Origin of the sequence: Microbacterium alkaliflavum, assembly GCF_044325405.1 — a bacterium.
Taxonomy (GTDB): Bacteria; Actinomycetota; Actinomycetes; order Actinomycetales; family Microbacteriaceae; genus Microbacterium; species Microbacterium alkaliflavum.
In genome coordinates this window covers 231,272-246,664 of sequence record NZ_JBIQWL010000005.1, presented here as the reverse complement: position 1 = coordinate 246,664, position 15,393 = coordinate 231,272, and the positions used below count along the sequence as shown (strand labels likewise).

The 15,393-nt window shown below is 69.8% G+C and carries 10 protein-coding genes; 4 read left to right on the top strand and 6 right to left on the bottom strand.

All coding sequences use genetic code 11. From position 1 onward, the window contains the following. Positions 1 to 20: 20 nt before the first annotated feature. On the top strand, positions 21 to 347 hold the full coding sequence (locus ACH3VR_RS15410; RefSeq protein ID WP_397557203.1) for a hypothetical protein: 327 nt from the start codon (positions 21 to 23) through the stop codon (positions 345 to 347). Positions 348 to 420: 73 nt separating this feature from the next. Here ACH3VR_RS15410 and ACH3VR_RS15405 read toward each other — a convergent pair whose 3' ends face one another. From ACH3VR_RS15405 to ACH3VR_RS15385, 5 genes are all read right to left on the bottom strand, one after another. After that, the gene (locus tag ACH3VR_RS15405) at positions 421 to 2,253 is read right to left on the bottom strand and encodes a YhgE/Pip domain-containing protein (RefSeq protein WP_397557202.1); all 1,833 of its coding nucleotides are present in this window, start codon (positions 2,251 to 2,253) and stop codon (positions 421 to 423) included. Continuing rightward, positions 2,250 to 2,930, bottom strand: a complete 681-nt coding sequence (locus tag ACH3VR_RS15400; protein ID WP_397557201.1) for a hypothetical protein — start codon at positions 2,928 to 2,930, stop codon at positions 2,250 to 2,252. The genes ACH3VR_RS15405 and ACH3VR_RS15400 overlap by 4 nt, the downstream gene beginning before the upstream one ends. Next, entirely contained in the window at positions 2,930 to 3,559 is a 630-nt protein-coding gene (locus tag ACH3VR_RS15395) for a TetR/AcrR family transcriptional regulator (protein ID WP_397557200.1), read from the bottom strand. The genes ACH3VR_RS15400 and ACH3VR_RS15395 overlap by 1 nt, the downstream gene beginning before the upstream one ends. 53 nt (positions 3,560 to 3,612) lie before the next feature. After that, the gene (argG, locus tag ACH3VR_RS15390) at positions 3,613 to 5,055 is read right to left on the bottom strand and encodes an argininosuccinate synthase (RefSeq protein WP_397557199.1); all 1,443 of its coding nucleotides are present in this window, start codon (positions 5,053 to 5,055) and stop codon (positions 3,613 to 3,615) included. A 99-nt stretch (positions 5,056 to 5,154) separates the two neighbouring features. Further along, positions 5,155 to 5,886: a Pr6Pr family membrane protein gene (locus ACH3VR_RS15385; protein WP_397557198.1), complete on the bottom strand. Its 732-nt coding sequence runs from the start codon at positions 5,884 to 5,886 to the stop codon at positions 5,155 to 5,157. Between the two features lie 278 nt (positions 5,887 to 6,164). On the opposite strand from ACH3VR_RS15385, the gene ACH3VR_RS15380 reads away from it, so the two are divergent. The 3 genes from ACH3VR_RS15380 to ACH3VR_RS15370 all read left to right on the top strand — a co-directional run bounded on the left by ACH3VR_RS15380 (position 6,165) and on the right by ACH3VR_RS15370 (position 14,556). After that, positions 6,165 to 13,163 carry a DUF5979 domain-containing protein gene (locus ACH3VR_RS15380; protein ID WP_397557197.1) on the top strand — a complete coding sequence of 2,333 codons (6,999 nt, stop codon included), beginning with the start codon at positions 6,165 to 6,167 and terminating at the stop codon, positions 13,161 to 13,163. Positions 13,164 to 13,272: 109 nt separating this feature from the next. After that, a complete protein-coding gene (locus ACH3VR_RS15375; protein ID WP_397557196.1) occupies positions 13,273 to 13,875 on the top strand; it encodes a hypothetical protein in 603 nt (200 codons plus the stop codon). 6 nt (positions 13,876 to 13,881) lie between these two features. Next, a complete protein-coding gene (locus ACH3VR_RS15370; protein ID WP_397557195.1) occupies positions 13,882 to 14,556 on the top strand; it encodes an HNH endonuclease signature motif containing protein in 675 nt (224 codons plus the stop codon). A 69-nt stretch (positions 14,557 to 14,625) separates the two neighbouring features. Here the strand turns inward: ACH3VR_RS15370 and ACH3VR_RS15365 are convergent, their stop codons facing one another. Next, the gene (locus ACH3VR_RS15365) at positions 14,626 to 15,372 is read right to left on the bottom strand and encodes a Pr6Pr family membrane protein (protein WP_397557194.1); all 747 of its coding nucleotides are present in this window, start codon (positions 15,370 to 15,372) and stop codon (positions 14,626 to 14,628) included. Positions 15,373 to 15,393 lie beyond the last annotated feature (21 nt).

Here is a 15,393-nt window from a genome sequence, read left to right as displayed (position 1 = left end):
GGGGGTCAATCATGCGTGCAATGAATCGACGCGCCGCGGTGGGGACTGCGGCCATCACCTTCACCATCGCCCTGGCGGTCGGTGCGGCCGCTCCGGCGTTCGCGACCAGCCCGGTGGACGGCGACCACAGGGTCCCGTACTGCCACGCGACGCACTCGGAGACGAATCCGTACGTCTTCATCGAGACCGACAAGTATGCGGTCGTGCGGGCGCACGCCAAGCACCAGGACCTCGAGGACGTCTACCCGGGCTTCTGGTACGACGACCACGGCACGCCGACCTGGATGGACGGCCGCGGTGACGCGGCGTTCGCCGAGAACGGCTGCACGAGCGGCGGCATCGGCTGACACCAGCCATCGAGCACGCGCCGGTGCGGTCAGGAGACCGCCCCGGCGCGCGTAGCCGCGCCCCGGGGCGCCGTCAGCCGATGAGACTCGGCTGCAGGTCGCGGAGCGTGCGGAAGTGCGTCATGCGCGTCACTCCGATCGCGGCGACGACCAGGCCTCCCAGCATCCAGCTCATGAGCGCGATCAGGTCGGAGCCGACGCGGGCGAGGTCGCCGCCGTACATGAGCTGTCTCATGGCGTCGACGACGAAGCCCATCGGCAGCACCTGGTGCAGCGCTCCGAGGGGTGCCGGCAGCGTCTGCCACGGGAACGTTCCGCCTGCCGTCACGAGCTGGACGACCATCAGGACGAGCCCGAGGAACTGGCCGACCGAGCCGAGCCACACATTGAGGGCGAGGATGACGGCGGCGTAGGTGAACGAGGCGAGCACCATGACGCCCAGAGTTCCGAGCGGGTTGGCGAAGCCGAACCCGAGCGCGAACGCGAGGACGCCGAAGAGCGTCGCCATCTGCAGCGCGCCCAGCAGCGCGGGCGTCAGCCAGCCGGCCATCGTCACGCGGACGGGCGAGTGCAGCGCCGTCACGGCGCGCCGTGAGATGGGCTTCACGACGAGGAAGAGCGCGTAGATCCCGATCCAGCCCGCGAGGGCCGCGAAGAAGGGGGCGAGCCCGGCGCCGTAGTCGGCGGCCGATGCGACCTTGCCCGCCTCGACCGAGACCGGGTCGGAGATCGTCTCCGCCTGGCGCTGCCTGAGGTCGGCGGTCGAATCGGGGAGGGCCGCCACCCCCGCGTCGAGCCCGTCGCGCAGCTGCGCGGTGCCCTCGGCGAGCGTGCCGAGGCCGTTCGCGAGAGTGGATGCTCCGCCGCTCACCTGCGCCGCGCCGGAGGCGGCGGAGTCGGCACCCGTCGCGACCTGCTCCGCACCCGATGCCACCCGCCCCGCACCGGAGGCGAGCGCGTCGACGCGCCCGACGGCGGTCTGCACCGTCGTGTTGCCCTCGCGCAGCCGGTCGGCGACGGGATCGAGCTTCGCGAGCACGGCGTCGATCTGCGCCTGGTCGAGACCCTGGTCGGCGAGTGCCGCCGCGATGTCGGCGCGAGCCTGCGGGAGGGCGTCGGTCGCCGCCTGCACCGCGGTGCCGGCACGATCGGCGTATCCCGCGATCGTCGCCGTCCCTGCGGCGACCTGCTGCGCGCCGTCGGCCACCTGATGCGCGCCGTCCGCGAGTGAGGCGGTGCCCGTGGCGAGCGCGGCTGCTCCGGAGTCGAGCTGGGCCGCGCCGTCCGACGCCTGCGCGGCGCCGTCGGCGAGTTGCGCGGCACCCGACGCGGCATCGACGAGCTGCACGCGGATGTCGGCGAGTCCGGTGAGCAGGCGGCCCGCGGCCTCCTGCGCGACGAGCTGCGCGACCGAGGCGCGGATCTTCTCGACCGCCTGTGCGCCGATCGTCGAGGCGAGGTAGTTGTTGGCGTCGTTGGTCTCGAGTTCGATCGTCGCCTGGCGCGGGTCGCTGCCTGCGACCGAGGTGAGGGCTTCGGAGAAGTCGGCCGGGATCACGACGGTGAAGTCGACGACGCCCTCTTCGAGAGCGCGGGCGGCCTCGGGGCCCGACATGAGCCGCCAGTCGAACGCACCGCCGTCCAGCAGCTCGTCGGCGATCCGCCGACCGTAATCGTCGGACGATGCGTCGGCGGTGCCGGCATCGGCCGATGCCGCGACGCCGGCGTCCTCGTTCACGAGGGCGACGGGGATCTCGCTGAAACGTCCGTAAGGGTCCTGGTTGGCCCAGAGGTAGAGCCCGCCGTAGAGCACGGGCACGAGCACGAGCGCGATGAGCGCGATGACCGACATGCGCGTCGCGGTGAGGCGGCGCAGTTCCGCCGCGATCATGGCCGGGATCTTCACGCGCGCACTCTCCGGGACGAGGGGACGGCAGCTCGACGAGGCCGCACGCGGCTGGGGCGCGGCCGGGCGGGGCGCCCCGGCTGCGACGGTGCTTCGGCCAGGGCCATGACCGACGCCTCGCCGGCGACGACGAGCACGGCCAGCCCTCGGTCCGCGAACTCCTGCGCCAGCGCCCACCACTCCCGCGGGTCGCCGCCGTGTCGATCCGGTGAGACGAGCACGACGCCCTCGACGCCGTCCCGCAGGGTCGCGAGTTCGAGCAGCAGCCGCAGCCGCCGGGCGGGGGCGACGTCGGCGATCGGCACGCGGGCGAGGTCGCGCGCGTCCGTCTCGTCGAGCCAGCGGAGCGCGGCGAGGGGGTCGGAGCGGCGGCCGGCGAACATGAGCTCTTCGGCGACGATGCCGGCGACGGTCACGTTCGGCGCGGGATCGGAGACGTCGGGGACGTCGACGAGCGCGACGCGGCGGCGGAGAGCCGCGGCCCCCTTGTGGCCGTCGATGAGCACCGAGCCGGTGTCAGGACGCATGCGGCCCGAAGCGATGAGGCCGAGGATCGTCGGGCGCTGCTCGGTCTCGGCGATGGCGAGCGTGACCCGGCACGACGCGAACGCCACGGAGGTCTGGGGCAGGGCGATCCCGTCGCGCCCCTTCGAGACGTCGGTGAGCACGACGCGCATCACGCCTCGTCGTCCAGGAGCGACGGGTGGCGGTCGAGCAGGGCCGCCGACTCGGTCCACGACAGCCCCGCGATGCTCAGCACGGCGCGCACGGCGATCGATCGCGCCTCAGGCGACGAGGCATCCATCCGCGTGATGACCGCGCGCGCGGTCTCCTCCACGAGCCGCGCCAGGGTCGGCGCCGCGACGTCGGTGCGCAGTGTGCCGTCATTCTGCCCCGCACGGACGATCTCGGCGACCCGCCGCCGCACCGGCGCGAGCGCGTCGGCTGTGTCGTGCACGTGCGCCTCGTCGAGGGCGATGGATGCCGCGACCTGCACGTGCGCCGCCTCGCGCCACAGGCGCGAGGCGAGCCGGGCGAGCGCGACCCGCGCATCGGTGTCGTCGATCGTGAGGGCGATGGCGTTGAAGCGCTGTGCGCCGACCGCGATGACGGCGCGCACGAGCGTGTCACGGTCGTCGAAGTGGCCGTATAGCGCGCGGCGTGACAGGCCCGCCGACCGCGCGATGGCGTCGATCGAGGCGTGCGGGTCGCGGGCGATGAGGTCGGTGGCGGCCGTGAGGATCTCGGCGCGGTTCTCGAGGGCGTCGCGTCGTGGGCGTCGCGGAGTGGAGGTGGGTGTGCTCACTCACATCATGGTACTTAAGTTGCACAGGGGTGTGCAACTTAATGCGGCAACTGTCAGTCGGTGCCCAGGTCGAACGCGGCGCCTTCGTTCGCGGCATCGGTCGCCTCGGTCAGCGCTTCCTGATCGGCGCCGACCGGCAGCGCCGGCTCGGTGATCTCGTCGGCCTCGCCCGCCGAGACACGGCCCACGAGGGCGCCCGTCGCGCCGCCGATGAGGCCGAGGCCTGCGTACTGCTCGAGGCGCGCGCGCGAGTCGGCGATGTCGAGGTTGCGCATCGTGAGCTGGCCGATGCGGTCGGTGGGGCCGAAGGCGGCGTCGCCGACGCGCTCCATCGAGAGCTTCTCCGGCGAGTACGACATGCCGGCGGCGATCGTGTCGAGGATCGTGTAGTCGTCGCCGCGGCGCAGGCGGAGCGTGACCGAGCCGGTGATCGTGGAACCCACCCACTTCTGGATCGACTCGCGAAGCATGAGCGACTGCGGCTCGAGCCAGCGGCCCTCGTACATGAGGCGACCGAGGCGCCGGCCCTGCTCGTGATAGGTCGCGAGGGTGTCCTCGTTCAGGATGCTGTTCACCAGGCGCTCGTAGGCGATGAAGAGGAGCGCCATGCCCGGCGCCTCGTAGATGCCGCGCGACTTCGCCTCGATGATGCGGTTCTCGATCTGGTCGCTCATGCCCAGGCCGTGGCGTCCGCCGATGCGGTTGGCCTCGAACACGAGCTCGACGGGATCGATGAACTCCTGGCCATTGATCGAGACGGGTCGGCCGCCGTCGAACGAGATCGTCACATCCTCCGACGGGATGTCGACCGAGGAGTCCCAGAACCGCACGCCCATGATGGGCTCGACCGTCTCGAGCGAGACGTCGAGGTGCTCGAGCGTCTTCGCCTCGTGCGTCGCGCCCCAGATGTTGGCATCCGTCGAGTACGCCTTCTCGGCGCTGTCACGGTAGGGGAAGCCGTGTTCGACGAGCCACTCGCTCATCTCCTTGCGGCCGCCGAGCTCGGTCACGAAGTCGGCGTCGAGCCACGGCTTGTAGATGCGCAGCGCGGGGTTGGCGAGCAGGCCGTAGCGATAGAACCGCTCGATGTCGTTGCCCTTGTAGGTCGAGCCGTCGCCCCAGATGTCGACGCCGTCCTCTTTCATTGCGCGCACGAGCAGCGTGCCGGTCACGGCGCGGCCGAGGGGCGTCGTGTTGAAGTAGGTCTTGCCGCCCGACCGGATGTGGAAGGCGCCGCACGCGAGGGCGACGAAGCCCTCTTCGACGAGCGCGGTCTTGCAGTCGACGAGACGCGAGACCTCGGCGCCGTACTCGAGGGCGCGGCCGGGGATCGCGGCGATGTCGTCCTCGTCGGGCTGGCCGAGGTCGCCCGTGTAGGTGCACGGCACGGCGCCCTTGTCGCGCATCCACGCGACCGCGACGGAGGTGTCGAGTCCTCCCGAGAAGGCGATGCCGACGCGCTCGCCGACGGGCAGGGACTGGAGCACCTTGGACATGGAGTCCAGTCTATTGAAGAGGTCTCCGCGCCCATTCCGCAGACAAGGAGGATGCCGCGACCCGAAGGCCGCGGCATCCCCGTGTCTGTCCGCGCTCCGTCAGATGACGATCGCTCCCGATGCCGGAGTGTGGCGCCGCGTGGACCGCCGCTCCCGGAACCGGTCGATCGCGATGATCATCGCTCCGATGGCGAGGAAGCCCGCTGTCATGACCACGATGTACAGCAGCGGCGAGGTGTAACCGCCCGCGATGTGCGGGTCGAGGAACGGGTAGGGGTACCACCACGGTGTGGTCCCGTCGGGGTTCTCGACGCGCTCGCCGCGGACCATCGTGTACGTGACCCATGCGACCGGGTAGCCGACCAGCACGCCGAGCGACCACCACGGCAGTCCGCGACGGCGCGGCGCCAGCAGCAGATCGAGCAGGAAGTAGATCGGCATGACGACGTGCAGAACCTCGGCGGCGTACTTGTCGAGCAGCGCGATGCCGGCGGAGTCGCCCAGCGCGATGGCCGACGGCAGTCCGCGCAGCAGCAGGTTGTAGACGAGGCCGAGCAAGAAGACCGGGCCGGCGACCGCCGCGAGCGAGAGCGCGATGGCCAGCGGCTCACGCGACGATCCGGGGTGCCGCAGCGACCATGCTGCGGCGGCGAAGAGTGCCGCGATGCTCAAGAGCGTCGAGACGATCGTGAACAGGCTGAAGTAGTTCGCGAGCACATCGCCGAGAACCTCGGACTGCCGTGCTGCTCTGTCGACGTTGACGACGAACCCGGCGACGACCCCCGACATTGCCGTGAGTGCTGCCGCGATCCGGAACCATGACCAATACATTTCGACGACCTTTCCGTTTTGACTTGGTGGATATGTCGCCCCCATGCGGACAGGTGTACCGAGCGCCGCACCCGGAACCCCGAAACTCCGTAGGCCGGACAGCAGGTGCGCGATGTTGTCAGCGTTTGCCTTTGTGCGTGACCTACAACGCGTCCCCCAAATAGTGGACACTCTCGACAAAGCCCCTCATTCGGGCGAATCGAGCGGCGATTGCCCTGGTTCCCACCCGGTCGATAGCGTGGCGGGAAGTGTCGTCGACGGAACCGGGGGGCTCCAGGATGCTGCGGATTCGACGGGCGATCGTCGCGGGAGTGGTGGCGGCGCTCGTGGCTTCGGTGGTGGTTCCGGGCACCGCGATGGCGTTGGCCGACCCCGACCCCGCGGCGGTCACGGCGGTCGCCTCTCTCACGAAGGACGCGTCGGTCGACACGGTCGAGCCGGGCGAGACGTTCACCTACACGCTGACGATCGGATGCTCGTCGATCACCGACACGGGCTGTCGCGACGCCGTGGTGTCGGACACGGTTCCCGCCCCGTTCGTGCTCGTCAGCGCGGCGATCGGCCCCGGGGTCAACTCGGCGGCCCCACCGGTCATCGACGGCAATTCGGTCACCGTCGACTGGACCACCCCGCTCGGCGACGGCACCACAGGCATCCTCGACGCGTCGACGGCCGTCGTCGAGCTCACCGCCCAGCTGCCCGCCGGCGCCTCGTACGACGCGAACGGCGTCCCCGTCGTCAACAACGCCGTCATCGAGGGCACGAACTTCGTCGACGTCGACGCGGAGGCGCCGGTCACTCCCGTCATCCCTCTCGGCCTGGCCACGACCGCGACCAAGAGCTTCTCGCCGTCGTCGCTCATCGCCAGTCCGGGTGCTCCCGTGACGGCGAGCCTCGGCGGCTCCAACGACTCCAATGCCACGGTCACCTCCCTCGTGATCCAAGACCCCGGCGATCCCGACGCGTCCCCCAACCCGTTCACGCTCGCAGGATTCGCCGGCTTCGGCACGGTGACCGCTCCCGCGGGCACGACGGCGACCACGTACGAGGTCTACGTCGACGGGGCATGGGTCGTGGCTCCCGGCGGCGTGCTGCCGTCAGGCGTCGACCCCGCCGACGTCCGCGGAACGCGGGTGACGTTCACGGGCGAGATCCCCGCGGGCGCGACGGCGTCCGTCGATCTCGATCTCGAGCTGACCGAGCTCGCCACCACGCAGACCGACGGCACGACCGTGGGCAACGACGTCACATCGACGGTCGGCCGCGACGGACAGACGGCGTCCGACGACGCCGCCGCAGGTCTCGTGCTGCGGCAGAACTCGGTGACCGTCGGCGCCTCCAAGCAGTTCGATCCCGAGGTCGTGGTCGCCGGCGAGTCCTCGAACGTCACGATCGGCGGGTCGAACACCTCGGCGATCCCCATCGAGTCGCTCACGATCACGGAGCCCGCCGTGGGCTCGTTCCCGGCCGACTACACGTTCGCGGGCATCACCGGACCGGTGACCTATCCGGCCGGCGCGACGAGCGGCGAGGTGACCTATCACTTCACCGACGGCACGACCGAGACCGTGATCTTCGCCAGCGGCACGACGCCTCCGCCTCCGGCGACCCACGCGCTCGACGAGGTCGCGTCCTTCGAGGTCCACTTCGAGGGCGACATCGCCGTGGGCGGCGAGACCACCGTCCCCTTCCAGGTCGACACGGACCCGGATGCCGCGGGCCTGCCCGCGACCGTGCCCAATGAGGTGGGTGTGAGGGGCGAGAACCTCGGCAACACCGGCACCTCCACGGCATCCGACGACCTCTACATCTACAGCGAGCAGATCCAGACCTACGTCGACAAGTCCATCCGTCCCAGCCAGATCCTCGGGGTGCCCGGCGAGGTCGTCACGGTATCCCTGCAGGGCGGTCTGACCGACCGCCCGAATCCTCCGGACGTGCCCGACGGATCGACGGGCAACGCCTCCCAGATCGTGATCCAGGATCCTGAGGATCCCATCGAGGGCGACGCGTGGTGGAACGCGTTCGACATCACCGCGATCACGCAGACCCCGGTCCCCGCGGGATCCACGCTCACGATCGAGTACTACGACACGACGACCGGAACGTGGGAAGTGCTGACCAGCGACATCGCCGGTCCGACGATCTACTCGGCTCCTGTGCCCTCCGACGTGAGCGCCGTCGCCGGCGGCATCCGCTTCGTCTACGACGACACGACGGGTGAGGGCTTCCCCCCGGGCACCGACCTGGCCCCGAACTTCACGAGCGAGCTGCGCGCGGAGGGGCGGTACACCCCCGGACCGCCGTTCTCGGACACCGACTCGACATTCGTCCCCGACTGCGCGCAGTCCGGCGCGTCGAGCATCAACCCCGTGGTTCCGGATGCCGGGACGGCCATGCCTGCGGCCGATTGCCCCGAGATCGAGATCATCCCGCCGGATCCGGGCAACGCAGACCTGATCGACAAGGCGTTCGGCACGTCGAGCTCGGGCGGCATCAAGAGCGTCATCGCCCGCTCCGGCGACACCATCCCGTCCACGTTGTCATGGTCGACGGGCGGCTATTCGAACCTCGGGCACGTCGACATCACGGATGCCGCGGACAGCGAGACGGCGCCCGTGACGGCGACGATCTACGACTCGTTCAACCTGATCGGCATCGGCGCCATCACGGCGCTGACCGACCCGCTCATGATCTACGACCAGGTGCAGCAGGTGCAGATCTGGAACGGCACGGCGTGGATCGATGCGCCCGGCGACCCGTGTCCGGCCGCGTGCGTCGGCACGTTCCCCGGCATGACCTTCAACCTCGCGCAGCGGGAGACGATCCAGGGCGTGCGCCTGATCTTCGTCGAGAGCCCGAACCGTGCGGCGGTGTCGGCGGGCGTCGTCGATGCTCCGCCGGTCGGGTCCGGGGTGGCTCGATCGTTCACGAACGACCGCCTCATCACGCTGAACTGGACCATCCGTGACGACCGTCGTTCCGACGGCACGGCAGTGCTCGGTGACGAGCTCTACAACCTGGCGCAGGCGGGCGTCGTCCGCAACACCGCGAACGCGGCAGGCTATCCGGCAAGCGGCGACGACCCGATCACCTCCGACGCGCAGGACGACGTCACGATCATCGACGTGCCGCTGACGACGACCACCTCGAAGACGTGGAGCGGCGGCCCGGTCTCACCGCCCCCGGGGAGCGACGTACCGGCGAACCAGTACCCGACGACACGCATGTCGGTGACGACGCGCAACACGACTCCGGCCAAGGTCGATCAGCTCGTCATCACCGATCCCGTCGGTGTCACGGCGGATCGCCGGACGGACCCGTTCCAGGCGTTCAGCTTCACGAGGTTCGTGGCGATCAACGTCCCCGCCGGTGCGGACACGACCCTCGTGACGCTGTCCTGCCCTGACGGCTCGTCGTTCGACTACGACCTCGGGGGTGCCCTCGACCTCACCGAGGCGACGCTCCCGTGCGATGTCAGCGGCGTCCGCGCGCAGTTCGACGGACGCATCGTCTCCAACGGCGCTGGGACGCTGATCTTCGACATGAGGCTCCGGCAGTATTGGCGTGGGACCACCGAGCGCGTGACGATCGCCGACACTCCGATCAGCAACACCGCGCAGGGCGGCATCGCCGATGTCGATCCCCTGGGGCCCTGTCCGCCCCCGCAGATCGCGCGCTATGCGTGCGACCAGGACACCGCGACGATGACGATCGCAGACGCTGTGTTCGGGGTGGACGCCACGAAGTCGATCACGCCCGATGCGCAGAAGGAGAACGTCTTCGACCCCGTGACGGTGACGATCACGGGGCAGCCGACGGGCACGATCCGTACGCAGCAGCTGACGCTCGTGGATGACGACGCCAGCTTCTGGAACGCCTTCGACTTCCAGGGGATGTCGCCGGGCTGGCACCTCACCTCGCCCGTCGACTACGTCGAGGCCTGCTATCTGGACGGCGGCGACTTCACGGCCGCGAACGTGACGGCCGACGACGTCGGCGGCACCTGGACGTGCCAGCCCGCGGGCGGCGACGGCACCATCGCGACCGCATCGGCCTTCCTCGCGTCGGCTCCCCCGACGCTGCACGGGTTGCGATTCACCTTCCGGCAGGCGAACAACCTGGGGTGGCAGAACCCGGCGAATCCGCTGCTGGAGGTGCCGTTCCTCGTCGTGCGCCGCGACACGCTGCGCAGCGGCGGCACGACTCCCACGACGCGCTCGGATCAGGTGATCCCGCCGGGAGAGACCGAGCTGGGCACCTATACGAACACAGTGACCGCCGGGTCGGTGTCGACGGTCCTCGCCGGAGGAATCCCCGTCACCGCGACCGACTCGGCGGACGCGCAGTACCGCAACCTCCACCTCGAGGTGGCGATCAACGTCACGAAGACTCCGAATGGCGACGTGCAGCCGGGCATCGCGATCCCGTACACCCTCAGCTTCACCAACACGGGCGAGCTCCCTCTCCTCGACCCGATCTTCCGGGACCGACTGCCCACCGACGCCCAGGGGCCCCAGCTGATCCTCGACCCCGACCGCGATCCGAGTGTGCCGCCGTGGTCGTTCGCGTTGAGCGGTGCCGCACCGGTTCCGCCGAACGGCCCCGCACTCCCGACCGATCCGGATCTCGTCGACGTGTCGGAGGCCGATGACGTCATCACCTTCACGATGCCGCCCGGGTCCGTGCTCGAGCCGAGTCAGACCTACACCATCACGATCCTGCTGATGCTGCGCCCGGGCCTCACCCCCGACGACCAGGTCACGAACGTCGCGGCGATCGCCGTCGACGTCCCGCTCGACGCGTGCGTGCCGACCTTCGACCAAGAGACGGGGGAATGCACGGACTCCTCCACTGTGCAGCCTCTCGCGGTGCCTGCGCTGAGCACTGTCAAGAAGGTCAAGGCCGACACGCCTGTCGACCAGCCGGGCATCCCCGAGGTCTTCAGCACCGCGAACGACTTCTCGTGCGCGGATCAGGCCGACGCGCAGGGCTTCTACCGCTCCCCGTGCATCCCCGTGACCCTGCCGGGCGACACCGAGACGTGGAGGTTCAGCATCACGAACGCCGGCACGGTGCCCGTCGACAAGATCGTGTCGATCGACAACCTGCCGACGCCCGGTGACCAGGGACTCATCGTCGTGCTCCCGCGTGAGAGCGAGTGGCAGCCGACGTTCGCCGACGGCATCCAGCTGCTCGATGCGCCGCCGGGAGCGACGCTGGCGACGTTCGGCTCGACCTCCTCGGTTCCCTGCACGGCCGACCTCAACCCGGTCGGAACGCCGTGCGCGATCGGTGCGTGGCTGCCGCTGGCCGCGATGGACCCCGCGAATGTGCGGAGCATCAAGTTCGTCGTCGACTTCCCCGACGGCGACCGCTTCGTCCCGGGAGAGGTCATCTCGCTGCAGTACCAGACCCGCACGACCCCGACGGCGGTCGTCGCCGATCCCTATCCCATCGCGTACAACACGGTGTCGACGGGCGGCGAGGCCGTCGGTGCGACGGCGCCCATCGCGGTCCCCGCGACCGAGGGTCGCCGCGTCGGGGTGAGCTATCCGACCGGGCCCATCCAGCTGGAGAAGATCGTGTCGGGCCCCGCCGCGCAGTACGCGCCGGACTCCTTCCCGGTGCAGCTGACGTGCACGAGCGGCGGCACGCCGCTCACCGGCATCCCGTCGAGCGTCCTCGTTCCAGGCGCCGATCCGGTCGAGATCGCGGGGCTCCCGTGGGGAGCGGAGTGCACCGCGACCGAGGGCGAGAACGGCCAGAGCTCGGTGGTCATCGGCACCGCGACGGTGGGCGGTCCCGACGACGAGATCGGGCTCGTGTCGATCGAGAACGTCTTCGATGTCGGTGACCTCGACATCACGAAGGTCGTCGACTCGGATGCCGTCGACGCGAACGGCGACCCGGTCGAGTACGGACCGTTCGACTTCGCCGTCGACTGCACGTTCCTCGGTTCGGCGGTGTTCGCCGAGGGCTATGACGACCAGAATCCGATGGCCGCGACCCTCGGCGACGGAGAGACCTGGAGTCTTAGCGGCCTGCCGATCGGCGCCGAGTGCACCGTGACCGAGACCGACACCGACGGTGCGGCATCCACGCAGATCGTCGTCACTCAGGACGGCACGGCCGGAGATCCGATCGACGGCACGTCGGCCGAGGTGACGATCGGAGCGCAGTCGGGTGTGCTCGTGACGGCGACGAACTTCTTCGGCGCGGGGGATCTCACGCTCGTGAAGGTCGTCGACGGCGAGGCCGGGCCCGACTTCGGTGCGGGACCGTTCCGTCTCCACGTGGAGTGCACCCTCGATGACAGCACCGTGTGGGACGGCGACGTGATGCTGGGCGGCGACGACCCGCTCGAGGCGACCATCGACGACATCGCGGCCGGTGCCGAATGCACCGTCACCGAGCCGGACGACGCGGGCGCCACGAACTCGGTCATCGATCCCGGCACCGTCACGATCGGAGACGGGCAAGTGGTGACCGTCACGGTCACCAACACCTTCACGGCGGCATCGCTCAGGGTGAGCAAGGTGATCGACGGCGAGGGCGCTGAGCTGTACGGAGCGGGGCCGTTCGAAGTCACGCTGACGTGCCTGCAGGGCCTCACGCCCGTCGACATCCCCGGTGGGGCGACGCGAGAGCTGTCCGCCGGAAACGGCTACACGACGACTTATGCGCCGTTGCTGATCGGGCTCGTCTGCCGCATCGCAGAGACCGATGACGGCGGCGCGACCTCATCCACGATCACGGACGCCGACGGCAACGACGTCGGACTGTTCACGATCGACCCCGAGGGCACGCTCGACCTCACCGTGACCAACACCTTCGACGTCGGGTCTCTGGAGGTCGTCAAGTCCGTTTCGGGCACGGATGCCGCGGCCCACGCGGCGGACGAGTTCGAGGTGACGGCGGCCTGCACGTTCGACGGAGCCGCCATCGACATCCCGGACGGCGCGGTGCGCACGCTCACCGTCGCCGCACCTGTCGTCTATGAGGATCTGCCGGTCGGGGCGGAGTGCACGGTCGCGGAGACGGACGCCGGCGGCGCCGATGCCGTGACGCTCTCGCCGGCGGATCCGGCCGACCCGAGCCGGGCGCTCGTGACGGTCGGCGCCGACGCGGTGGCATCCATCACCGTCGACAACCGGTTCGATGCGCCGTTGCCGGTGACCGGCGGCGACCTCGGTCGAACGGCGCTCGCGGCGATGCTGGGCCTCCTGCTGCTCGGCGGCGGGGTGCTCGTGGTGTTGCGGAGGCGGCGGGCGTAGCCGACCTCGCCAGACCGCTCGGCGCGGGGGATCCTTCGGCTCTTCGAGGGAGGGTTCCTCGGGACACACCACCGAATCGAATGTCGGAGGTATGTTCTAAAGTCGGGGCATGTCGAACCACGCCTCACTCCTCGATGAGGAATGGCTTCCACCCATCCCCGATCCGGTGGATCTGGTGGTGGAGACCGACGCGATGGTGTCGGTGATGCTCGCCGAACGCTATCGGCGGGTGGACGCGATGCGTCGGGACGCGCTCGCCGACGCCGCATCGCGCGGGTATCGGCTCAACGAGGTGATCGAACGCGGCGTTCGACTCGAGCTCGCATGCGCGATGCGCATCACCGAGCACGCCGCCGGCTTGCTGTTGTGCGAGAGCGACGCTCTCGTGAACCGCTATCCGACCGTGCCGGGCTCCCTGGGTGGGGCGAGGATCACGCAGCGGCACGCGACCGACCTGGTCGCCGCGCTGGAGGGCGTGGAGTCAGAGTTCCGTGACCGGATCCTCGGTCCCGGGTTGACGCTCGCGGAGAGCCTCCCGGTCGGCACGTTCCGCCGGAAGCTGCAGAAGCTGGTGGAGACGGTGCGCGCCGCGACGCTCAGCGAGCGGTTCGGCGACGCGGTTCAGGCGCGGCGGGTCTGTGTGGAGAATCTCGGCGACGGCGTCGGGGCGCTGCACTGGCACGGTCCGATGGTCGACATCCGCGCCGCGTAAGATCGCGTGACCGCGCAGGCAAAGGCGATCGCGGCTCAGGACGAGGAGACCCGCACCGTCGATCAACTGCGCTCCGATGTTCTCGGCGACCTCCTCATCACCGGCGACACGACCATCCTTCCCGCGCAAGCGCGAGGGATCCGCGCCACCGTCTTCGTCACCGTTCCGGCGCTCGCACTGCTGGACGGCGACACTTCTCGGCATGGCGTCGCGAGCATGGAGGGTGTCGGTCCGATCCCGATCGAGCAGGCGCGGGAGCTGTGCGCGGGTGCACACTCGTGGATCCGGGTGCTCACCCACCCGGAGACGGGGATCGTGCTCTCCCTCGGGCGGAAGAAGTACCGGCCGCCGGCGGACCTGCGACGCGCTGTCCGATGGAGGAGCGACACGTGCGTCGGGCCGGGGTGCGGAATGCCCGCGTCGCGGTGCGATGTGGACCACAACATCGCATGGCAGGACGGCGGGGAGACCGCGATCTGGAATCACGCCCCGCTGTGCCAGGGCCACCACACCGTACGACACGCCACAGATTGGCGCATCGAGCAGATCCACGACTCCGGCGGAGTGATCAGGTGGACTTCACCGTCCGGGCGCACCTACCTCGTCGAACCTGAGCGACGAACACCCGCGTTCGGGCCCGGACCCCCGACGACCGGCGATGGTGACCCGCCGCCGTTCTAGGGCACGGTGCAGGCCAGCGATCGCCGGTCAGCGCCATGGCTCGCGGACCGCCGGGCGAGCCGTCGCCGGTCAGCGCCGCGCCGACGTATCCCCGACATGCACGGCGGAGGGCTCGGCATCCATCGACGCGATTCCTCGGCGCCGCCCCCACCACACCACGAATCCGCCGACGACGACGATCGCGACAGCGATGCCGACCACGTACACGACCACCGACGGCCACCCGCCGGGGCTGTTCGGGTCGAGGAAGGGATACGGATACCAGAACGGATCGCCCGACACCGGATTCGTCGTGAGCGGCCCGCGCAGCATCGTGTAGATCACCCACGCGATCGGGAACGCGAGGATGGTCCACAACGACCGCCACGACAGCGCCCGGCGCAGGGGCCCGACGAAGACGTCTGCGAGGAGGAACACCGGACCGATGAGGTGCAGCACCTCGTTCGACCAGGGGATCGGCTCCGAGCCCTGCGGCAGCACGATGGTGCGCAACAGCGTGTTGTAGACGATCCCCGTGATGATCATGTACGTGCTGACCGACGCGAGCGCCACGGCGAGGCCGAGCGGCTCGACATCCACCCGCCTTCCCCGCACGAGATACCAGGCGACCGCCCACAGCAGCACGACCGCCGTGCCCGTGTTGGACAGGATCGTGAAGAAGCTGAAGAAGTTCGCGATCGTCGTGGCGACATCGCGTCCGAGTTCCCTCGCGGTGTCGACCGACTTGACCAGCTGGGCCGCGATCGCCGCGATGGTCAGGATTGCCATCGCTGCGCGAGCGAGCGTCCAGCTCACCGCCCATGCCCGCGTGCGCATGGGCTCACCCTACCGAGGCCG